Below are 19,385 nucleotides of genomic sequence, written 5' to 3' on the forward strand. Positions count from 1 at the left end.
GGTCACCATCAAACCTGGCTGAACAGCACCCGCTTGAACGCTTCGGCCGCCAGATGCACCTGCACCGCCCAATCCCCCGCCGCATCACTGTCGGCGTCATCGGAAATGTACTTGAGGCACACGAACGGAATACCTTCGGCGCGGGCGATCAGCGCCAGCACGTAGGCTTCCATATCGACCACGTCATAGGGCGCGTCGCCGTGGTTGATCTCAAAGCTGTCGCCGCTGCCGCAGGTTTCCACGGCCAGGCCGGGGATCACCGCCCCGTGCTGCAGCACCACCGGGATATCCGACAATGGGGTTTCGTAGCGGGCAAAGCCCAGTGGAGTCACGTCCATGTCGCGCTGGACGAAGCGGTTGCAGCACACCACAGCACCTTTGCCATGCCGCTGGCTACCGGCCGAGCCAAGGTTCACGATCAGCCTTGGCCGGTGCGTGGCGATGGCCTTGGTCAGGGCAATCGCCGCATTGACCTTGCCAATGCCGGTGAACACGGTATTCACCTCGGTAAAGACATCGCCCGCTTCGGCCTCGAGGGCGAAAACGAACAGGGTGTCATCCAGGGAAATCTCGGGGAATTGCTTGATCAGCATCATGGAGCAGGTGTTTCCGAATGGCTGCAAGGGGCGCGGCCATTGTCGGTCAACCCCGGCTAATTGCAAGCCCCGGTGGCCACCACGGCTTGTAGCGCTTGTGCCTTGCTCATCCCGTCGGCGCTGGCCTGCTCCAGGCAGCGCAGTTGCAGGTCGGCATGAGTGCCGTCACGCAGCAAGTGCCGGGCATGCTGGCAGGCGCGCTCGGCCTCCACGCTATCGATTGGCAGGTGCTCCTGCAATTGGGCCAGCCAGCCTTGTGCCGTAACCGGCTGCTGCGCATGCATGCCGATGAACGCGCCGTGGCGCCCATGGCGCATGGCGCGCCAGTAGTTTTCCTGAGCAACCCAGCGCAACTCGCGGTAGCACGGCAGCGGGTCATGACGGTACCTGATGCTGTGCTCCACCAAGTGGCGAAACAGCGCAGCGATGCACAGCGCATCTTCCAGGTGCGGGCAGCCATCGCAGATACGCAGCTCCACCGTCGGAAAGCGCCGGGATGGCCGCAGCGCCCACCAGAAGTCGCCGTCGTTGGCCAGCGAGCCAGTGCGCTGCAGCAGCGCACGGTAGCGTTCGTACGCGGCCCAGTCCGGCAAGGCTTCGGGCAGGCCCATGTGTGGCCACTCGCCGCAAAGTACCCGGCGGTAACTCATGTAGCCGGTACGCTGGCCGCCCCACAATGGTGATGACGTACTCAAAACCAGCAGCAAGGGCAGCCAGGCCAGCAGGCGGTTGATCAGTTGCATACGGTCACACCCCGGCGGTACGCCTACATGCACATGCAGGCCATTGACCAGGCTGCGTCGGGCAACCAGTTGGTAGTCATCGAATAGCTGTTGGTAATGCGCTGGCGTAGCCGGCTTTTGCCGCAACCAGGCGGCGCTGGGGTGGCTGGCTGCGCCGTACAAGCCCATGCCCTCCTCGGCCAACAACGTGCCCAGCCGCTGGCGGCTGTGCTGGAAGAACTCGCGTGCTTCATGCAGGTTGCTGAACACCGGCGAGGCCACTTCGATCTGGCTGCAGAACATCTCTTGGGCAAAGTATTGGCCCAGCGCCTCGCGACAACGGCCGATCAGCGCAGGTGACGGGCTGGCGGGCACTTGCCCCGAGCCCAGCCGAACCAGCAGGTACTCTTCTTCAATGCCGAACGTACAAGGCTGGGCCATGGTGCCTCAGCGGTTGCGGGTGACAGTGAGGGCTACGGCGGCGATGCGTTCGACCTGCTCGTAACCCGGTTCGGCCAGCTGTTCGCCAAACACATCCGGATCGATCTCGCGGTATACCCAGGCCCACTCCGGGCCGGCCAGGCGCAGGCGGATGGCTTCAAGCAAGGCATCGCGGCCGTCGACAATGGCCACGCCGGTGTACAGCAGCAAGGTGCCGTGCCGGCTCAGGCGCTCGCGGGCCTGTTCGATGATGCGCAGCGACAGCTCGGCACCCAGTGCGCCACCGCCGTGGCGATAGGTTCGGGCGCTGCGGTCAAGCATGTAGGGCGGGTTGGCAACGATCAGGTCGAAGGTGCCGGTGATGCCCTCCAGCAAGTCACTGCGTGCCACCGACACATTGCTGACGCCCGCCAGCGCGGCGTTTATGGCGGCATGGCGCAGTGCCATGGGGTTGATGTCCACGGCGCTGACCTGCGCATGCTGGGCGGCGCGGGCGATCAACAGCGCGCCCACGCCACTGCCACAACCGATGTCCACGGCATGCTCGACGCGGGTGGGGTTATGTTGCAGGTAATCGTGAATGACCTGGGCAAAGCGGTAGCTGTCCGGGCCGAAGAACACCGCATCGCTGGCCTCGGTGGGGAACGCCGAGTGCACCAGCAACAGCTCGTCCAGGCTGGACCAGCGCACCGCACTGGCCATCAGTTCCCCGTGCGGCACCAGCACCTGGGCGCGTTCGAGCAACTGCAGTTCGTCTGCCGACAGCAAACCAGGGGCGAACGGGCGGCTCCAGCCGAACACATCACGCAGGGTTCTCGCCTGCCCACAGCCCTCACGGGCGTTGACCCGGGCGTGGGTGGCTGGTGTCACACAGGTAAAACGATAGCCATCGGCGCGCAGGCGCTGGCCCAGTTGCAGCAGCGCCTGGTCGGCCTCGGTCTGGCGGGGATCAAGCATCATCAGCGGGGTTCCTCCTGCAGCAAGCCGGTTGTGCGGATATAAGCGCGTGTGGCCAACAGGCCGTCGGGTGTCGCATGGCGGTTGCCGGCCATGCGCTCGATCAGCGTGGCAGGGTCATCACCAGCCAGGCTGTCGGACAGTGCTCCCTGGGCGTTGGGCAAGCCCCAGCTGCCAGGTGCCACGCGGCGGATGTGCGGGCGCCAGTCGTCGGCGATCCAGTCATGCCACAGCTGCTTTTCGTAGGCGTTGAACACGCCGAACATTACCGCAGCAGGGCCGTCGATCAGGCTCCACCAGCGGCTGTCTGCCGGCGACTGGCCGCGGCGAATCCAGCCCTGAGCCTGCAATGCGCCAACAAACGCGGGTATCGCGCCGGGTTCGGCGAGCCATTGATTGATGGTGCGTTGCTGCAGGCGGCAGCGGTCGGCATGCATGAACTGGCCATACACCCGCTTGCGCTCCAGCGCCGCGAACAGTTCTGCCTGCAAGTCGAACTGGCGGATCAGGTCAGGCGCTGCAATACCCAGGTCATTCAGCCGATAGCCGCAACGCACCCTGGCGTAGAATGCCTGCCGGTCGTGCTGCGGGCACAACTGGCGCAGTGCCTGGATAGACAGCTGGGCGTGGCCGCTGGCGGCATTGTCGATGGTCACGTGCAACTGGAAGTATTGGCCGTCGATGCCAAGTTCGGCCAGCTCATACGTGGTGATCAGCAGGTGCAGCGGTGGCTGCTCGTAGCCCAGGTTGTAGCCAATCACCTCCGGCAGGTAGTCGTCGCCATGCCGCCCCAGGGCCAGCTGCAGCGTGCCTTGCAAATAGCGCGTGTCGTCCAGCGGCATGGCTTCGGTACAACCCAGCCGGCCCAGCAGGCGTTGGTAGATGAGCACGTGGTTGCAGCGAGGGTCGCCGTTGCCCAGCTCCTCCAGGTAGGTACGGATCAGCCCGTGGAAACGTGGGTCGCGCCAGTGCTGCAGGGTGCTGTGCAGCCATGCACCGTCCACGGCCTTGGTCGGTGCGACTTGTTGCAGAAACCACAGCGCGTGCGCGCGGTTGGCAAAGAACCGGCGCGGTGCACCTTGGCGGCGCTGCTCCAGGTACTCGGCATAGCCGGCGGCAACCTTGGCGGCATGGGCGGCGCTCCAGGCCGGCAGGCGTGAGGGTGCATCGGGCAGGTCATCCGGTAGCTGCGCAGCACCTGCCAACTGTGCGGCCAGCCAGGCGGCGCTGCTTTCATGCTGACCCTCCAATAGCGCCTGGTAACGCTGTTGCAGGGTGTGAGCGCCTGCGGCCGCTTGTGCAGTTGCAGCAGTGTTGCGGTTCATCACCGTCATACCGTGCTCCTTGTCTGCTTACGGGCTCGGTTTCTGCCCCGGCATCGGTTCGGGGTCGGGTGCGGGCTGGGGTGCCGGTTTGGCATCGGGTTGCTGCATCTGCAGCGAGGGCTTGCTGGGGTCGGCATCCTTGCCCGGGTGGTTGTTGTCGCGGTCGAAACAGCCGCCGAGCAAGGTCAGCGAGCCCATCAGAACTATCAGAGGTGTCAGTCGCATGGGTACTCTCCCTCTTGATTGATTGCAGTGCCAGGTGGCCCCGGCACTGCACGTCGGTCAGTTACGAGCGGCCGCCCTTGCGGCCCGACTCGCGGTCGTGCGGCGTATTGCTGCCCGAGGACTGGCCGCCCTTGCGGCTGGCCTCGGACGCCTTCTCACGGTCATTGGCGAAGTTGCCTGGGTTCTTGGTGCCGCCTTGGCTGCCTTGTTGGTTGCCGGTGCGGCTGTTGTCTTTGTTGGCCATGGTCTTCAAACCTCATATGACTTCGGAATGCACGGCAAGCTGCCGTACACAAGTTCGGAGTTCGGCAATATGGGCGGATTCGTTTTATTGCGAAGGGTTCGGACCGGTGGCGTTAAATAAGCGGCAAGGCCATATTTGGCGCGCCTTTCAGTCGTGCGGCGGGCTCTCCATGCGCGCCTGACGGCGGCCCAGCCAACCACCGGTTGCCGCCCAGCCTACGGCCAGTGCCGCACCGATCAGCATCGCCAGCTGCGGGTGTTCGCCCATCACGTCCAGTGCACGCTTGACCCAGCCGCTGAGGGCATCGCCGCCACGGTAGACCACGGTGTCGATGAAGTTCTTGGCCTTGTACTTGTCCTCGGCAGGCAGCACGGTGAACAGCATCTCGCGCCCAGGCCGTACCAGTGCATATTCACCGGCCCGGCGCACCACCATCACCACCACGAACACGGCAAAAACCGGCGCCAGGGCCAGCCACAAAAAACCTGCGGCCATTACCAGCGGTACCGCCACCAGCAATACCCCTACCCCCATACGCCGCGCCAGACGCCCGGTAAGGAATACCTGCGTGAGGATGGCCAGAGCCTGCACGACGCTGTCGATCAGGCCGAACACCTGGGTTTGCCGGGTGCGGTCGGTGAAGGTTTCGCTGACGATGCGCGCCTGCTCGAAGTACAGGAAGGTGCTGACGCTGGCCAGCAACACCACGAACAAGGCGATGCCCAGCAGATACGGCGAGCGCAACACCGCAGTCGCCCCGGCAAACGGGTTGCCGCCCAATGGCCGCGAGTCGGCGCGCTTCGCCTGCGCCGGCAGCGGCTGGTACGCCCGCCAGCGTTGCAGGAACAGGCTTGCACCGACACTGCCGAGCAGAAATGCCGCGGCCAGCAGCAACAGCCCGGCATGGCCCAATGGCGCCACCAGCAAGGTGCCGAGGATCGGGCCGCTGAGCCCCCCCAGGCTGGCCCCGGCTGCCAGCAAGCCGAACAGGCGCTTGCCCTGCGCAGTCGAGAACAGGTCGGCCAATACGCTCCAGGCCAGCGAGATGGTCAGCAGGTTGAACACCGACAGCCAGATGTAGAACGCCCGGGCGGTCCACAGGTCGTCGGGGTTGCGGGCAAGTAGCGCGGCGAACAGCACCAGATTGCTGGTAAAGAAGCCGTAGGTCCATGGCAGGATATGGCGGCGTTGCACCCTGGACGCCAGCCAGCCAAACAGTGGCAGGCACGCCAGGGTGGCAATGAAGGTGCCGGTGAACAGCCATTGCAGGTTGTCCACGCCGCCGGCAACGCCCATGGTTTCACGCACCGGGCGCAGCATGAAGTAACCGGTGAACAACAGGTAGAACAGCAGCAGGCCGGCGATCACCGCCGGCCCCTCGCCGGGCTGGATGTTCAGCCCTTGGTCCAGGCGCCGCCGCCAGGCATTCATGGCCTCAGGTAAACTGCTTGATCAGCGCCTGCTGCTGCGCCTGGGTAAGCATTGGCTCATGCCCGGCCTTGAGCTGGTCTAGCTGGCGGTCCGGCCGACCGGTAGCGGGAATGACCGTGGTCACCGCCGGGTGGCTGATGGCGAACTTGAGAAACAGCTGCGCCCAGCTGCCGATGCCGGCTTCTGCGGCCCAACCGGGCAATGCCTGGTCCTTGACCCGGGCAAACAGGCGGCCATCGTCGAAGGCGCGGTTGATCAGCACTGCAACACCCTTGTCGTGGCACAGCGGCAGCAGCTCGCGGGCAGCGTCGGGGGCGTTGACCGAGTAGTTTATCTGGATAAAGTCCAGCGGCTCGCTGCGCACGATACGGGCAACCTCGTCCTGGCCACTGTTCAGGTAGTGGGTGATGCCGACGTAGCGGGTCTTGCCCTGCTGCTTCAGCTCGCGGGCATAGGGCAGTTGGGTCTGCCAGTCGCGCAGGTTGTGGATCTGCAGCAAGTCGACCTTGTCGGTGCGCAGGCTCTTGAGGCTGCCGGCCCATTGCGCTTCGGCGTCGGCGTGGCTGTTGGCGGCGATCTTGGTAGCAATGAAGCACTGCCGGTGCCAGCCACCCTCCTCCAGTAACTGGCCAAGAATGCTGTCGGCACCACCGTAGTTGGGCGAGGTGTCGATTACCCGCCCGCCACCGTTGAAAAACGCTTTGAGCACTGTTTTCAGTTGCTGGTACTCGGCCGAGCCAGCCACTACTTCGAAACTGCCGGAAGTGCCCGCCCCGATCACCGGCAAGGCTTCACCGGTAGCGGGCACTTTGCGGGTCAGCAAACCAGCCGGGGTGGCGGCGTGCAACCAAGGGGTTGCAGCCAATACGCCCAAGGCGGCGCCGGCGCGTAGGACATCACGACGTGCGTACATGGAAAAGTCCCCGTCATGAATCGGAAACTTTCAAGGCTAGCCGCTCTATCCTGCGCCGGTGGGTGTTTCTGTATCTGGATGTTTAGTAATCAGGCCTGCAGCAGTTGGCTCAGGTCGACACCCGCCGCCCCCATTGGCGGGCACCAGTAGTAACCACCGGTCAGGGGCCGGCTGAAGCGGTACAGGCCGTCGATGATGCCGTCTTCCAGGCCGCTCATGCGCCGCAACTGCACCTCGAAGGCGTCGAAGCTGTGGCCCAGGGCAACGAAGGCCAGGCCGGCACCGCGCGAGTCGGCCCAGGCCACCGAGCGTCGCACCATGAATGCCTCGGGCGCGAAGCTTTCCTGGGCGGTGCGCTTGACGTGGGCGGACTCGGGAGCGTCGTCGAGTTCTTCGTTGTCGCTCAGGCGGCGGCCGATGATGTTGTCCTGGTCGGCCTGGGGCAGCGACTTGAAGTATTCAAGGTCGTGCTTCCACAGCTGGAACGCCGCAAAACTGGAGCCGTCGGCGGCAATCGCTGCCTGCACGGCGTCTTCGTCTACCGGGTTTTCGGTGCCGTCTTCGTAACCGGTCAGGTCATGCCCGCCACGGTGCAGGAAGCCGTCGACGCTGTCGGCCAGGCGCAGGGCCGGTGCCAGCGCCTGCTCCAGGGCCTGGGCGCGCAGCAGCAGGTCGCCACGTTCGTTGCCGCGCAACCACAGCCACAGGGCGTGCTGTGTGCTTGGGTTCTCGACGGCCGCGTCCAGCAGCGGGAAAGCCCGCAAGCCCGGCACTTCGCGGCCCAGGGCTTTGGCCATTGGCGCACCCACGCCAAGGATCAGCTGTACGCCATCGACCTGCGGCAGCAAGGCATCCAGCGCGGCAGGCAATGCCTCAGGCGACTGCAGGGTGAAGAACAGGTGACGGGCGTGCGCCGGCACCGGGTGGGCAAGCAGACCTTGCTGGAACGGCATGACAGGCTAATCCTCGGTAAAAACGGGAATGCTACTGTGCCTGCAAGCCTACTGCAACGCGGCATGCAGCCCCATCCGCCGCTGCGCTTGGTAACAAACGGTTACCAAGAGCTGGCCCTTTGCGATTAGCTATCAATCAACGCCGACCTACACTGCTCGGGATCCTTCGCCCGAGAGAACGCCCATGACCGCCTCGCCCTTGCTTACCGCTGTTCTGCCGCTTGCCTTGGGCATCATCATGCTCGGCCTAGGCTTATCGCTGACCCTGGCCGACTTCGCACGGGTGGTGAAATACCCCAAACCGGTGGTAATCGGCCTGGCCTGCCAGATTCTGCTGTTGCCGCTGGTGTGCTTTTTGATTGCCAACGGCTTCGGCCTGGAATCGGCGCTGGCGGTGGGGCTGATGCTGCTGGCCGCCTCGCCGGGCGGCACCACCGCCAACCTGTTCAGCCACCTGGCCCACGGCGATGTGGCGTTGAACATCACCCTCACGGCGGTCAACTCGCTGATCGCGATCCTGACCATGCCGTTGCTGGTGAACCTGTCGCTGAGCTGGTTCATGGCCTCGGACCAGGCTATCCCGCTGCAGTTCGCCAAGGTCATGCAGGTGTTCGCCATTGTCCTGCTGCCGGTGGCGCTGGGCATGCTGATTCGCCATTTCGCCGCGGCGTTTGCTGCGCGGATGGAGAAACCGATGAAGCTGGTGGCGGCGTTGTTCCTGGCGTTCACCATTGTCCTGGCCCTGGCCAAGGACTGGCAGACGGTGGTCGAGTACGCACCGGTGGTGGGCCTGGCGGCGCTGCTGTTCAACCTGCTGAGCCTGGCGGTTGGCTATTGGGTGCCGCGCTTGCTGAACATTCCCAAGCGCCAGGCGATTGCCATCGGCATGGAGATCGGCATTCACAACGGCACGTTGGCGATTGCCCTGGCGTTGAGCCCTTCGCTGCTGAACAACCCGACCATGGCGGTGCCGGCGGCGCTGTACAGCCTGATCATGTTCTTTACCGCGGCGGGGTTTGGCTGGTGGGTGAGCCGGGGGCATGTGGCAGCACAGCATGAGGGGGAAACAGCAAACCAAGGCTGACTGAGTTCGCAAGCGGCCCGCATACCCTGTGGGCTTTAGCCGCGAAGAATCCAACGCGGTGCATGGCACCGGCTACGCCGGTGTTCGCGGCTAAAGCCGCTCCCACAGTGTCCCTGCCAATTCAATGAATTATGTGCAGTTCCATCAGAGCGGGTTTACCCGCGAACAGGCCAGAACAGGCTGTCACAGTGGGTTGCGCTTACTCCGAAGCTGCTGCTTCAACACCTTCAGCGGCGGCGCATAGAAGAACCCGAACGACACACTCCCCGTACGCCCCTTCACTGCATGGTGCAGCTGGTGCGCCCGGTGCAGGCGCTTGAGGTAACGGTTGACCGGCCGTGGCTTGTGCGGCCAGTGGCGGTGGAAGAAACCGTCGTGGGCCAGCACATACAGCAGGCCGTAGCCCGCCACACCACCGCCCACCCACTGCAATGGCGCGTAGCCACTCTTGCCCAGTGCCACCAGGGCCGTGGCAATCAGCCCCAGGGCCACCAGGTACAGGTCGTTGGTTTCAAGCATGCCCAGCTGTGGCTCATGGTGCGAGCGGTGCAACCACCAGCCCCAGCCATGCATGATGTACTTGTGAGCCAGCGTGCCAACGCCTTCCATGGCCACCAGGGTGCCGAACAGCACGGCGAAGTTGAACAGCATGGAACGGTCCGGGTGATGGCAAAGGGAGGCGCAAGGGTACCGGCTAGGCAGTTTTTTTTCCATGTGACGTGACCACCTGCAGGCCATTTGCGGATTAAGCCATTGTCATGTTTTTGCCCTTGACCTGCTCTGCCACGCGGCGTATGGTCCGCGACGCAATTTTGCCTTCCTCAACAGGAGACCTGCCTTGGACAGTAGCCCCAGTCGCTTGCGACAGGCCCACGTGGCGCGCTAGCCCGGCAGTGTCCTGCACTGTCTGGCCAGCCTGGCAAGACGGTGGTTTCCCTTAGCCCCGCTTCACCTCCCCTCCTCGTGGTCCTGCGCATTTTTCTGGTTTTTATTAACCGCGCCTACAGATGGCGTTCATGCGGGCGTGTGCCCGTGGAAGAGGTTTGCTATGGATTGGAAAGTATTTCTGCTGCGCGTCAGCATTGCCCTACTGCTGGGTGCGCTGATCGGCGCCGAACGCCAGTTGCGTCAACGCCTGACCGGGTTGCGCACCAACGCACTGGTCAGCACGGGTGCCTGCCTGTTCGTACTGATGACCCAGGCCGTGCCGGGCATGGTGCCTGCCGATGCCTCGCGGGTGGCCGCTTATGTGGTCTCGGGTATCGGCTTTCTGGGTGGTGGCGTGATCATGCGCGACGGTTTCAATGTACGTGGCTTGAATACGGCGGCCACCTTGTGGTGCACCGCTGCGGTGGGTGTGTTGTGCAGCCTTGGGTTGCTGCTGGAAGCAGCACTGGGAAGCCTGGTGGTGCTGTGCGCCAATATCCTGCTGCGTGACATCGCCCAGCGCCTGGACCGTCAGGATGTGGTGCCGGCCAGCGAAGTGGAACAGCACTTCGAAGTGCGCATCGTCTGCCGCGCCGAGGACGAGATCCAGGTGCGCAGCCTTATGCTGCACAGCCTGGGTGATCCGCAGCTACGCCTGCAGTCGCTGCAGAGCGAAGACCTGGACAACCCTGCACGCCTGGAAGTCCGTGCCGAACTGCTGGGTACCGCACAGGCGCCGGCGCAGCTGGAGCGGCTGGTCAGCCGGGTCAGCCTGGAAAAAGGGGTAAGCTCGGTGCGCTGGCAATTGCAGCCACAGGTATTGGCAACAGACTAGAACGACAGGAGTGTGCATGCTTATTCGTCCGACCCTCGAGCGCGACATTCAATGGCTGCCGGACATCGAGCGTTCGGCAGCCCAGGCGTTTGCCAGTTGGCCAGCGCTGGCCTGGCTGGCGCATGGCGATGTGCTGGACTTCGATGCGCACAGGGCCTTTGTTGCTGCCGGTGGCAGCTGGGTGGCAGAGCACGCGGCTGGGCATAGCGTCGGATTTGCCTGTGCCCGGCTCGAGGGGCAGGTAATGCACCTGCATGAAATCTCGGTGTGCCAGAAAGCCCAGGGGCAAGGTGTCGGGGGCCGTTTGCTGCAGCGGGTGATCGATGAAGCTCGCCAGGCTGGTGTCGGCGAACTGACTTTGACCACCTTCGTCGATGTGCCCTGGAATGCGCCGTTTTATGCGCGGTTCGGGTTTGCGGTAATCGATGAGGGGCTACTTGGCGTGCGCTTGCGGGAAATACTGGCCAATGAACGTGCGCAGGGCCTCGAGGGGCGCTGTGCCATGCATTTATGTTTCAATCGATAGTCCTTTCTGCACCCGCTTTCACACGCCCAGCCACACAATACCCATCCCGCCCCTGCCGTTTGGCCTGGTACAGCGCTGCATCCGCCGCCCCGATCAGGTTTTCCGCCGTCACCCCGTCCCGCGCCAAGTCACCTACTGCAATCCCGGCACTGAACGAAACTCGCCCCAGCGGGCTGCCGGCATGCTCCAGCACCTGTCGCCTCAATACCTGCTGCAGCTCCTCCACCAGCACCTCCGCCCCATGGCTGTCAGTGTCAGGCAGCAACAAGGTGAACTCCTCGCCGCCATAACGCACGGCCAGGTCTGCCGGGCGTTTCAACGCCTGTTGCAAGATCTCGGCAAAGCGTCGCAGGCACTGGTCACCCGCCGGGTGCCCGTAAAGGTCGTTGTAAGGCTTGAAGTAATCCAGGTCGAGCATGACCAACGCCAGCGGGTAGCCCTGGCGCCTGGCCCGCCGAAGCTCCGGCTCGATCACCGCATCCAGCCGCCGACGGTTGCCCAGCCCGGTCAGGCTGTCGGTCAGGGCCAGCGCTTTCAGGGTCTGGTGCGCCTGGTGCAGTGCCCGTTCGATCACGATACGTTCGCGTAACTGGCGCAGCACTACCCCGCCGAACGCCGCCAGCCCCACCAGCAACAGCAGCAACACCGCCACCGACTTGATTGCATCGTGCCGCCATGGCGCAACGATCGACTCCCGCGACAGCCCCGCCTCCACCACCAGTGGGTAGCTGGCCAGCGCCCGGTAGCCATACAAGCGTGGGGTACCATCGATTACCGCCACCGCCTCTGCCACCCCCTCCGGGGCATAAGGCAGGTAGTTGCGGAAAATTTCACTGCTGGCCAGGCTGCGGCCTACCACCTGCGCCACGAACGGGCGCCGTACCAGAATGGTGCCGTCACGCTTGGCCAGTACCAGCGCACCGCGCTCATCGATCTTGAAGTCGCCGTAGTAGCGCACGAACCATTCGACTTTTATGGTGCCCAGCAGTACGCCAGCAAAGCTGCCATCGGCGTGTTCCAGGCGCCGTGAAATGGGGATGATCAAGTCACCGGTCGAGCGGCTGCGCACCACTGAACCGATGCGTACACCGCGGTCGCTGTGGTTGCGGTGGTAGACGAAATAATCACGGTCGGCGTTATTGGCAGCAGGTGGGATAGCCGCCTGGTCGGTGACGATCCAGCTGCCGTCCGGGCCATACACGAACAAACCGTGCAACTGCGGCATGATGCTTTTCTGCTGTGCCAGCAAGGCGTGCAGGCGTGGCCGATCGATGTGCCCGAAGCCGTCACCTTCGAGGCGCTCGGCCAAGGCAGCGGTTATGGCGTCAACCTGGCGGATGGCGTCCTCGGCATGTTGCGCCGTGGCCCGCGCCAGGTTGCTGACCATGTTCTCGGCATTGCTGTAGGCATAACGGTAGTCACGCCAGATACGCCAGCCTTCCACCAGCACAAAGGCCAGCATCACCACCAGCATGAACGCCAGCACCAGGCGGAACAACGCCACGGCGCGGCCCTCGCCCGTTACGGCGAAAAGCCCGTCGTCGTCCTGTTTCCTGGCTGCGCACATTGGAATCCCTGGCCATACCGCGTTCGCCGCCCTTCACTATAGTTCAGCGCCGTGCGCGCGAAACCGGCGGCGAAAAAGATTAAACCTTTGCTCTGCCCTTACCCTCAACCGTACGCGACACTGAGGTCGCGCCAAGGTTTAAGGAGTGAAGCATGAGCAGTCTCTTCATCAAGAGCGTTGGACTATCGATGGTGCTAGGCCTGGCATCGGTGCACGCACTGGCCGCCAGCTCCGATGATTTCGTCGACGCGGCAGTCGAGGCCGGTATCGCCGAAGTGGTCACCGGCAACCTGGCCCAGGAAAAAAGCCAGAATGCCGATATCAAGACCTTCGCCCAGCAAATGGTCACCGACCACACCCAGGCCAACCAGAAGCTCGGCGACATCGCCCGCAAGCTGGACATTACCGTACCGGATGATGCGGCAATGACCGACAAGGTCAAGAAGATGATCCTGGAGTGGCGCGATGAGTCCTTTGACAAGTCGTATGTCAACAATCAGGTCGATGCCCACGAGAAAGCTGTGGAACTGTTCAAGAAAGAGGCTGCATCGTCCGACAAGGCCGAGTTGAAGGCCTTCGCCAGTGAAACCCTGCCCAAACTGGAACAGCACCTGGAGCATGCCAAGGCACTTCAGGCCAAGTACGGCAAGTGAGGCCCACGATGAGTAACGATGCATTGAAGACCGAAGTGCTCACCCGTTTGCTGCATGCACACCCACAGGGGCTGGGCAAGGAAGTGCTGGACAACTATCGCGGTGAGAAAGCGGTGGCCGGAATGCTCAAGACCTTGCAGGAGGCCGGCTTGATCCAGGATGGCAGTGTGGTGGTAAGCAGTGACCACCAGATCAGCGTGAGCTACCCGATCAAGCTGTCGGCGGCGGGTGTCGAGGCGGCGCGACAGGCTGAAACCTGAGCGCACACTGTCGTAGGAGATCACCCAGAACGTCACGGTAAGCTGTCGCGCAGAAGGCAAAGCCCGCAAGCATGTCGCAGACCTTGTGGGAGCCGGTTTACCCGCGAATGCGATGTCAATTTTTACCGCCGCATTCGCGGGTGAACCCGCTCCCACAGGGTCGCTCCACTGATCGCGTTAACGTGAAGCGTCAGCCATTTGCACCTTGCACTGCGCCAACGCCTCGTCACGCTCCTTTAGCTGCTCCTCGAAGCGCTGCAACTGTCGTGCCTGCGCGGCACACAATTCGCGGCGGTCCTCCAGGCTCTGCGCCTGCGCATCGAGCTGGCGGCGCATTTCCTCACTGGCACCTTGGGCCTGGGCCAGGATCGTGCGCAGGCCCTGGATCTGAGCATCGCGCTGCTCCAGCAACTCGTCCTGCGCACGGCACTCGCTGGCGGCCTGGCGGTGCTCACCCAGCAAACGCTCGTTATCGCGGTGCAGGCGGGTCAGCTCGTCCTGCTTGACGATCATGCCCTGCTGCAACTGGCGTAACTCCACCTGCATCTGCTGCAACTGCGCTTCGTGGCGGCGCTGTTCCTGCTCACGCTGTTCGCGGCTGGCGTTGCGGTAGTGCTCCAGCGCATCGCGGGCATGACGGTGCTTGTCTTCCAGCGACTTGACTTGCTCTTCCTTGTCGGCAAGGCGCACCTGCAGCTCGCCCAACGACTGGTTGAGGCTGGCACTGCGCAGTTGTTCGGCCTGCAATGTGCTTTGCGTAGACAGCAGTTTTTCAGTCTCGGCGGCCAAGGCACCTGCATCGATCTGGTGCTGCTGGTGCGCTGCAGCCAACGCCTGCCGGGCAATGTCCAGCTGCGCCTCAAGCTGTTCGCGCTGTTGAGTGAAGGTGCTTTCGGCCTGCTCGATCGTAAGGTCCGCCTCGTCCTGCAGTTGGGTGGCCAGTTGCCCGACCAGGCGGCTCAGTACATCGCTCAGGGCCGCGCCGCCTTCGGATGCCACCGGCTGTTGGCCGTTCAGCTCCTTCAGGTAGCGGTGAATCGTGGTCTTGGAGCCGGTATTGCCCAGCTCGATACGTATGGCATCGATGCTGGGGTTCTCGCCCCGGGCAATCAGCGCCTGACGCGCCTGCTGCACTACCACCTTGTTGATACCGCCCCGGGCCATGCTTGCTCCTACGATTTTGTACTGTGTTATGTAACATGTAATTACATACCAATTATGGCGAAACAACAGCACACCTGCAAACACTTCCTAAGGTGGAATAATCACGGCTTATCGCATGTGAAAGGCAAAATGCAGCTGTTTTCGCGTCTGGTAGCCGTACTGGCGCCTCGCGTGCACCGGCTTGTGTCGGGTGCACTTTGCCGCCACCATGGGCGTCCGGCACTCAAGCACATGAAGAAATGACCCTGGAAAACTACAAGGCAATTGCCGACAGCATCGCCCTGCTGCTGTACCCGCACGCTGAAGTCATCGTTCACGAACTGGGCAGCCAGACCGTCGTGCACATCGCCAACAACTTCTCGCAACGTAAACTGGGCGATGATTCGGCTATCGATCACGAGTTGGGCGATCTGCTTGAAGGCGCCAACCTGGGCCCGTACGAGAAGCTCAACTGGAACGGCCAGAAGGTCCGCTCCATCAGCACCGTACTGCGCAATGCCCAAGGCGACGCCGAGTACCTGATGTGCATCAACCTGAACGTGTCGGTGTTGGAACAAGCCCGTGTGGCGCTGGATGCGTTCTTCCAGATGAGCCGGTTGGTGCCGCAACCTGACGCGTTGTTCCGCAATGACTGGCAGGAACGTATCAACACCTTCCTGCATGCCTGGCTGCAGGCGCGCAACCTGTCACTGCAGACGCTGCAGATGAAGGACAAGCGCAACCTGGTGCAGGCGCTGCATGCCGAGGGCGCGTTCGAAGGGCGCAGTGGCGCCGACTATGTCGCCAATGTGCTGAACATGGGCCGAGCCACTGTCTACAAGTACCTGAAAGCACTCAAAGCCTGACACCCTCCCCGTCACGCTGGCCACTCAGCCGGGTGTTGCCAGCGGTTGTGTGCGCCTGCTTGTCATTAATAGATAAATATTCTACGGTAGACAAATAATCCATAACCATCCAGGAGCGCAGCATGTCAGCCACCCCAGTTTCCCCGACCATTGTCGATGCCGCTTACCTCGATGCGTTGTTCGAAGCCATCAAGCAAGCCCATGGCGCATTGCGCCCCGCCGTCAGCGTTACACCGCTCACTCGCAGCGCGCGGTTGTCGGCGCAGACCGGTTGTGAAGTGCTGCTCAAATGCGAGCACCTGCAACACACCGGCTCATTCAAGTTTCGCGGAGCCAGCAACAAGATCCGCCTGTTGCCGATCGGGCAGCGCAGCAAAGGGGTAATCGCTGCGTCCTCGGGCAACCACGGGCAAGCCCTCGCGCTGGCTGGCAAAGCGGCTGGCGTGCCGGTGACGGTGTACACCGCAGCTTCGGCCTCGCCCTACAAACTGGAAGCGATGCGCACACTGGGCGCCGAAGTGCTCTGCCTGCCCACCGACCCACTGAGTGCAGAGTTGGAGGCCGCCAGGCAAGCCAAGGTACAGGGCGTACCGTTCGTGTCGCCGTACAACGACCCACAAGTCATCGCTGGCCAGGGCACCATCGGCATGGAGTTGTTCGAGCAGGCCTCCGACCTGGACGCGGTGTTTGTCGCCGTGGGCGGCGGCGGGCTGATTTCCGGCATCGGCGCTGCCTTGCGCGTGCTCAAGCCAGGTACCGAGATCATCGGCTGCTGGCCGGAAAATGACCCGGCACTCGAGCAGTCGCTGAAGGCGGGTGAAATCATCGAGGTGGATGCCCGCGAAACGCTGTCGGACGGCACGGCGGGCGGTATCGAGCCGGGTTCTATCAGTTTCCCGCTGTGCCAGGCGCTGGTGACCGATACGGTGTTGGTCAGCGAAGACGAAATTCGTGCAGCCATGCGCGATATCGCCAGCAGCGAGCGCTGGATCATCGAAGGCGCGGCAGCGGTTGCGGTCGCCGGCATGCAAAAACTGGCCGCCCGCTACCAGGGCAAACGCGTGGCGGTAATCCTGTGTGGTCGCAATATCGTGCTGGAGAAATTCCTCGAGGCGGTCAAATGAAGGTTTTCAACAAGGCGCAGATCATTGCCAGCTTCAACCCGGAACTGGCGATCAACCGGCTTGAGCAAGGCTTCATTGCCTATTCTGAAGGCAAGGTACAGGTGCCACCGGTACAGGGCTTTGCGTTTGCACAGGCCAACGGCGACTGCTGCGTGAAGTCGGCGTACATCGAAGGCAGCCCCACCTTCACCGTCAAGCTGTCGACCGGCTTTTATGACAACCCGTCCAAGGGCCTGCCAAGCAACGACGGCCTGATGCTGGTGCTGTCAGCGCTCACCGGGCAACCCCTGGCGCTGTTGCAGGACCAGGGCTGGCTGACCGGCATGCGCACCGCCCTTGCCGGGCGAATTGCAGCAAGGCTGCTGGCACCGGCACGGGTCAAGGCGATCGGCATCCTCGGCACCGGCATGCAGGCACAGATGCAGCTGGAACAGTTGCGCGCCGTTACCGATTGCCGTCAGCTGTTCGTTTGGGGCCGCAATGCCAGCGGGCTTGCCACCTATGCGGCCTTTGCCCGCAACCTGGGCTATCACGTTCACAGCACGCAGGATGCAGCAGAACTTGCCGCGGCAGCCAACCTGATTGTCTGCACCACCCCTTCCCGCCAGCCTTTGCTACGCAGCGACTGGATCCAGCCCGGCACGCACATTACTGCCGTCGGTGCCGACGCGCCGGGCAAGCAGGAGCTGGACCCGGCGCTGGTAGCCAGCGCCGACCGTATCATCGTCGACTCGATCGCCCAGTGCAGCCAGTACGGCGAAGTAGCTTGCGCGCTCAGCAGCGGCCAGATCAACACTGACCAGTTGATCGAACTGGGCGCACTGCTGGCTGGTCGCGCCAAGGGGCGTGAGCACGACGGCCAGATCACCCTGGCCGACCTGACCGGTGTGGCCGTGCAGGATGCGCAAATCGCAAGCTGCGCCCTGGCGGCCCTGAACGCCTGCGACTAGAACAGCCTCAACGCATACGCTGCACCTGCGCTGGCGTGCGCTGCATCAGCACCTTGCCGTTGCGTACCGACACCAGCGCATGCCCCTGGCTGCGCACCATCTCGTAGTCGTCCGGCGCCGACAGCAGCAACAGGTTTGCCGGGCGCCCCACCTCGATGCCGTAGCGTTCACCCAGGTTCAGGGTGCGGGCGCTGTTGTCGGTGATCAGGTCCAGGCAACGCTGCAGGTCTTCGTAGCCGAGCATGTGGCAGATGTGCAAGCCGGCTTCGAGAATGCGCAGGATGTTGCCATTGCCCAAGGGGTACCAGGGGTCGACGATGGAGTCCTGGCCAAAGCATACGTTCATTCCGGCGCGGTCGATCTCGGCCACGCGGGTAACGCCGCGGCGTTTCGGGTAGTTGTCGAAGCGCCCCTGCAGGTGAATGCTCTCGGTCGGGCACGACACGAAGTTGATCCCCGACAGCTTCAGCAGGCGAAACAGTTTGTAGCAGTACGCGTTGTCGTATGAGCCCATGGCCACGGTATGGCTGGCCGTCACCCGCGCGCCCATGCCGCGTACCCGCGCCTCTTCGGCCAGCACTTCGAGGAAGCGCGATTGTGGGTCGTCGGTTTCGTCGCAGTGTACATCCACCAGGCAGCCTGTGCGTTCGGCCAGGTCCATCAGGAACTTTACCGACGACACGCCTTGGTCACGGGTGTTCTCGAAATGCGGGATGCCGCCAACCACATCGGCACCAATGGCCACCGCTTCGGTCATCAATGCCCGGCCGTTGGCATACGATTCGATGCCCTCCTGCGGGAAGGCGACGATCTGCAGATCGACCAGCTCGCGTACTTCTTCGCGCACTTCGACCATGGCCTTGAGCGCGGTGAGTTTCGGGTCGGTGACATCGACGTGGGTACGGACATGCTGGATCCCGTGGTCCACCAGCATGTCGATGGTCTTCTTCGCACGGGTCTTGATGTCGTCGTGGGTGGTCATTTCCTTGCGCTCGGCCCAGCATTCGATGCCTTCGAACAGGGTGCCACTCATGTTCCACCTTGGTTCGCCGGCGGTCAGCGTGGCATCGAGGTGGATATGCGGCTCGACGAAAGGTGCCACTACCAGGTTTTGCGCGGCGTCCAGATCATTGCCAGCAACAGCCGCCAGCTCGGCCTGGGGCACGATGGCGGCAATGCGTTCGCCGCTCAGTTCGATGCGGAACAGGCCGGGCTTGCCGCGCAGGCGTGCGTTGATGATGTGCATAGTGTCGCTCCTTGCCATGGACTTCGCTCATACGCAATTGTAGGAGTGAGCCCATATTCTGCGGCACGTGCTTCGTGGGCAAGCTTGCTTGCACAAATCGGCTGCGACGGGGGGAATTGGCTGGCAGGTCCGGCCTATTCGCGGGTGAACCCGCTCCTACAACGGGCGGTGCCGAGCCACCGATGTGTGTTTACACCGCAGGCCAATGTAGGAGCGGGTTTATCGAGGCGTCGAACCGCCGCGAATACGGTGGTGGCGGCAACGGTGAATGGCCGGGGGAAACTGGCCGGCAGGTCTGGCCTATTCGCGGGTGAACCCGCTCCTACAACGAGCGGTGCCGAGCTGCCGATGTATGTGTACACCACAGACCAATGTAGGAGCGGGTTTACCCGCGAAT

The 19,385-nt window shown here is 63.2% G+C and carries 21 protein-coding genes; 8 read left to right on the forward strand and 13 right to left on the reverse strand.

Annotation, left to right across the window (positions count from 1 at the left end; translation table 11 throughout):
• Positions 1-8: 8 nt before the first annotated feature.
• The 9 genes from IAE39_RS06665 to IAE39_RS06705 all read right to left on the reverse strand — a co-directional run bounded on the left by IAE39_RS06665 (position 9) and on the right by IAE39_RS06705 (position 7,807).
• Positions 9-596: a phosphorylase family protein gene (locus IAE39_RS06665; protein WP_201200544.1), complete on the reverse strand. Its 588-nt coding sequence runs from the start codon at positions 594-596 to the stop codon at positions 9-11.
• A gap of 56 nt (positions 597-652) precedes the next feature.
• Entirely contained in the window at positions 653-1,759 is a 1,107-nt protein-coding gene (locus tag IAE39_RS06670; protein ID WP_201200546.1) for a carboxylate-amine ligase, read from the reverse strand.
• Between the two features lie 6 nt (positions 1,760-1,765).
• Positions 1,766-2,719, reverse strand: coding sequence for a methyltransferase (locus IAE39_RS06675; RefSeq protein WP_201200548.1), 954 nt, complete (start codon positions 2,717-2,719; stop codon positions 1,766-1,768).
• On the reverse strand, positions 2,719-4,050 hold the full coding sequence (locus IAE39_RS06680; protein WP_201200549.1) for an iron-containing redox enzyme family protein: 1,332 nt from the start codon (positions 4,048-4,050) through the stop codon (positions 2,719-2,721). Before IAE39_RS06680 ends, IAE39_RS06675 begins: the two co-directional genes overlap by 1 nt.
• An 18-nt stretch (positions 4,051-4,068) precedes the next feature.
• On the reverse strand, positions 4,069-4,266 hold the full coding sequence (locus IAE39_RS06685) for a hypothetical protein (protein WP_201200550.1): 198 nt from the start codon (positions 4,264-4,266) through the stop codon (positions 4,069-4,071).
• A gap of 61 nt (positions 4,267-4,327) precedes the next feature.
• Positions 4,328-4,510: a general stress protein gene (locus IAE39_RS06690; RefSeq protein ID WP_201200551.1), complete on the reverse strand. Its 183-nt coding sequence runs from the start codon at positions 4,508-4,510 to the stop codon at positions 4,328-4,330.
• 147 nt (positions 4,511-4,657) lie between these two features.
• The gene (locus tag IAE39_RS06695) at positions 4,658-5,941 is read right to left on the reverse strand and encodes an NTP/NDP exchange transporter (protein ID WP_201200552.1); all 1,284 of its coding nucleotides are present in this window, start codon (positions 5,939-5,941) and stop codon (positions 4,658-4,660) included.
• Between the two features lie 4 nt (positions 5,942-5,945).
• Positions 5,946-6,854 (reverse strand): aldo/keto reductase, encoded by a 909-nt coding sequence (locus tag IAE39_RS06700; protein ID WP_201200553.1) that lies wholly within the window; start codon positions 6,852-6,854, stop codon positions 5,946-5,948.
• Between the two features lie 89 nt (positions 6,855-6,943).
• Positions 6,944-7,807 carry a Dyp-type peroxidase gene (locus IAE39_RS06705; protein WP_201200555.1) on the reverse strand — a complete coding sequence of 288 codons (864 nt, stop codon included), beginning with the start codon at positions 7,805-7,807 and terminating at the stop codon, positions 6,944-6,946.
• Positions 7,808-7,991: 184 nt separating this feature from the next.
• Between IAE39_RS06705 and IAE39_RS06710 the strand changes: the two genes are divergently transcribed.
• Positions 7,992-8,891 carry a bile acid:sodium symporter family protein gene (locus IAE39_RS06710; RefSeq protein WP_201200557.1) on the forward strand — a complete coding sequence of 300 codons (900 nt, stop codon included), beginning with the start codon at positions 7,992-7,994 and terminating at the stop codon, positions 8,889-8,891.
• Between the two features lie 183 nt (positions 8,892-9,074).
• Here IAE39_RS06710 and IAE39_RS06715 read toward each other — a convergent pair whose 3' ends face one another.
• Complete coding sequence (locus IAE39_RS06715; RefSeq protein ID WP_201200563.1) at positions 9,075-9,542, reverse strand: sterol desaturase family protein; 468 nt, start codon at positions 9,540-9,542, stop codon at positions 9,075-9,077.
• Between the two features lie 397 nt (positions 9,543-9,939).
• On the opposite strand from IAE39_RS06715, the gene IAE39_RS06720 reads away from it, so the two are divergent.
• Together IAE39_RS06720 and IAE39_RS06725 are read left to right on the forward strand one after the other, a co-directional pair.
• Complete coding sequence (locus IAE39_RS06720) at positions 9,940-10,653, forward strand: MgtC/SapB family protein (RefSeq protein ID WP_201200564.1); 714 nt, start codon at positions 9,940-9,942, stop codon at positions 10,651-10,653.
• A gap of 16 nt (positions 10,654-10,669) precedes the next feature.
• Complete coding sequence (locus IAE39_RS06725) at positions 10,670-11,179, forward strand: GNAT family N-acetyltransferase (RefSeq protein WP_201200567.1); 510 nt, start codon at positions 10,670-10,672, stop codon at positions 11,177-11,179.
• Here the strand turns inward: IAE39_RS06725 and IAE39_RS06730 are convergent.
• Positions 11,169-12,746 carry a sensor domain-containing diguanylate cyclase gene (locus IAE39_RS06730; RefSeq protein ID WP_201200568.1) on the reverse strand — a complete coding sequence of 526 codons (1,578 nt, stop codon included), beginning with the start codon at positions 12,744-12,746 and terminating at the stop codon, positions 11,169-11,171. The genes IAE39_RS06725 and IAE39_RS06730 overlap by 11 nt on opposite strands.
• 152 nt (positions 12,747-12,898) lie before the next feature.
• Between IAE39_RS06730 and IAE39_RS06735 the strand changes: the two genes are divergently transcribed.
• Positions 12,899-13,399 (forward strand): DUF4142 domain-containing protein, encoded by a 501-nt coding sequence (locus tag IAE39_RS06735; RefSeq protein ID WP_201200570.1) that lies wholly within the window; start codon positions 12,899-12,901, stop codon positions 13,397-13,399.
• A gap of 8 nt (positions 13,400-13,407) precedes the next feature.
• Positions 13,408-13,659: a hypothetical protein gene (locus tag IAE39_RS06740; protein ID WP_201200572.1), complete on the forward strand. Its 252-nt coding sequence runs from the start codon at positions 13,408-13,410 to the stop codon at positions 13,657-13,659.
• Between the two features lie 177 nt (positions 13,660-13,836).
• Here the strand turns inward: IAE39_RS06740 and IAE39_RS06745 are convergent, their stop codons facing one another.
• Positions 13,837-14,823, reverse strand: coding sequence for a DNA-binding protein (locus IAE39_RS06745; protein WP_201200581.1), 987 nt, complete (start codon positions 14,821-14,823; stop codon positions 13,837-13,839).
• Positions 14,824-15,062: 239 nt separating this feature from the next.
• On the opposite strand from IAE39_RS06745, the gene IAE39_RS06750 reads away from it, so the two are divergent.
• The 3 genes from IAE39_RS06750 (at position 15,063) to IAE39_RS06760 (ending at position 17,742) form a co-directional block, all read left to right on the forward strand.
• Positions 15,063-15,668 (forward strand): helix-turn-helix transcriptional regulator, encoded by a 606-nt coding sequence (locus IAE39_RS06750; protein ID WP_201200582.1) that lies wholly within the window; start codon positions 15,063-15,065, stop codon positions 15,666-15,668.
• A gap of 122 nt (positions 15,669-15,790) precedes the next feature.
• A complete protein-coding gene (locus tag IAE39_RS06755; protein WP_201200583.1) occupies positions 15,791-16,792 on the forward strand; it encodes a threonine/serine dehydratase in 1,002 nt (333 codons plus the stop codon).
• Positions 16,789-17,742 carry an ornithine cyclodeaminase family protein gene (locus tag IAE39_RS06760; RefSeq protein WP_201200584.1) on the forward strand — a complete coding sequence of 318 codons (954 nt, stop codon included), beginning with the start codon at positions 16,789-16,791 and terminating at the stop codon, positions 17,740-17,742. Before IAE39_RS06755 ends, IAE39_RS06760 begins: the two co-directional genes overlap by 4 nt.
• 7 nt (positions 17,743-17,749) lie before the next feature.
• Here IAE39_RS06760 and codA read toward each other — a convergent pair whose 3' ends face one another.
• On the reverse strand, positions 17,750-18,988 hold the full coding sequence (gene codA, locus IAE39_RS06765) for a cytosine deaminase (RefSeq protein WP_201200587.1): 1,239 nt from the start codon (positions 18,986-18,988) through the stop codon (positions 17,750-17,752).
• Positions 18,989-19,385 lie beyond the last annotated feature (397 nt).

Source organism: Pseudomonas sp. S37, from assembly GCF_016658545.1.
Taxonomy (GTDB): domain Bacteria; phylum Pseudomonadota; class Gammaproteobacteria; order Pseudomonadales; family Pseudomonadaceae; genus Aquipseudomonas.

What these genes read in the sequence shown, in the direction of transcription:
- IAE39_RS06665 (WP_201200544.1), bottom strand. Translation starts at nt 596, where the DNA reads ATGATGCTGATCAAGCAATTCCCCGAGATTTCCCTGGATGACACCCTG.
- IAE39_RS06670 (WP_201200546.1), bottom strand. Translation starts at nt 1,759, where the DNA reads ATGGCCCAGCCTTGTACGTTCGGCATTGAAGAAGAGTACCTGCTGGTT.
- IAE39_RS06675 (WP_201200548.1), bottom strand. Translation starts at nt 2,719, where the DNA reads ATGATGCTTGATCCCCGCCAGACCGAGGCCGACCAGGCGCTGCTGCAA.
- IAE39_RS06680 (WP_201200549.1), bottom strand. Translation starts at nt 4,050, where the DNA reads ATGACGGTGATGAACCGCAACACTGCTGCAACTGCACAAGCGGCCGCA.
- IAE39_RS06685 (WP_201200550.1), bottom strand. Translation starts at nt 4,266, where the DNA reads ATGCGACTGACACCTCTGATAGTTCTGATGGGCTCGCTGACCTTGCTC.
- IAE39_RS06690 (WP_201200551.1), bottom strand. Translation starts at nt 4,510, where the DNA reads ATGGCCAACAAAGACAACAGCCGCACCGGCAACCAACAAGGCAGCCAA.
- IAE39_RS06695 (WP_201200552.1), bottom strand. Translation starts at nt 5,941, where the DNA reads ATGAATGCCTGGCGGCGGCGCCTGGACCAAGGGCTGAACATCCAGCCC.
- IAE39_RS06700 (WP_201200553.1), bottom strand. Translation starts at nt 6,854, where the DNA reads ATGTACGCACGTCGTGATGTCCTACGCGCCGGCGCCGCCTTGGGCGTA.
- IAE39_RS06705 (WP_201200555.1), bottom strand. Translation starts at nt 7,807, where the DNA reads ATGCCGTTCCAGCAAGGTCTGCTTGCCCACCCGGTGCCGGCGCACGCC.
- IAE39_RS06710 (WP_201200557.1), top strand. Translation starts at nt 7,992, where the DNA reads ATGACCGCCTCGCCCTTGCTTACCGCTGTTCTGCCGCTTGCCTTGGGC.
- IAE39_RS06715 (WP_201200563.1), bottom strand. Translation starts at nt 9,542, where the DNA reads ATGCTGTTCAACTTCGCCGTGCTGTTCGGCACCCTGGTGGCCATGGAA.
- IAE39_RS06720 (WP_201200564.1), top strand. Translation starts at nt 9,940, where the DNA reads ATGGATTGGAAAGTATTTCTGCTGCGCGTCAGCATTGCCCTACTGCTG.
- IAE39_RS06725 (WP_201200567.1), top strand. Translation starts at nt 10,670, where the DNA reads ATGCTTATTCGTCCGACCCTCGAGCGCGACATTCAATGGCTGCCGGAC.
- IAE39_RS06730 (WP_201200568.1), bottom strand. Translation starts at nt 12,746, where the DNA reads ATGTGCGCAGCCAGGAAACAGGACGACGACGGGCTTTTCGCCGTAACG.
- IAE39_RS06735 (WP_201200570.1), top strand. Translation starts at nt 12,899, where the DNA reads ATGAGCAGTCTCTTCATCAAGAGCGTTGGACTATCGATGGTGCTAGGC.
- IAE39_RS06740 (WP_201200572.1), top strand. Translation starts at nt 13,408, where the DNA reads ATGAGTAACGATGCATTGAAGACCGAAGTGCTCACCCGTTTGCTGCAT.
- IAE39_RS06745 (WP_201200581.1), bottom strand. Translation starts at nt 14,823, where the DNA reads ATGGCCCGGGGCGGTATCAACAAGGTGGTAGTGCAGCAGGCGCGTCAG.
- IAE39_RS06750 (WP_201200582.1), top strand. Translation starts at nt 15,063, where the DNA reads ATGACCCTGGAAAACTACAAGGCAATTGCCGACAGCATCGCCCTGCTG.
- IAE39_RS06755 (WP_201200583.1), top strand. Translation starts at nt 15,791, where the DNA reads ATGTCAGCCACCCCAGTTTCCCCGACCATTGTCGATGCCGCTTACCTC.
- IAE39_RS06760 (WP_201200584.1), top strand. Translation starts at nt 16,789, where the DNA reads ATGAAGGTTTTCAACAAGGCGCAGATCATTGCCAGCTTCAACCCGGAA.
- codA (WP_201200587.1), bottom strand. Translation starts at nt 18,988, where the DNA reads ATGCACATCATCAACGCACGCCTGCGCGGCAAGCCCGGCCTGTTCCGC.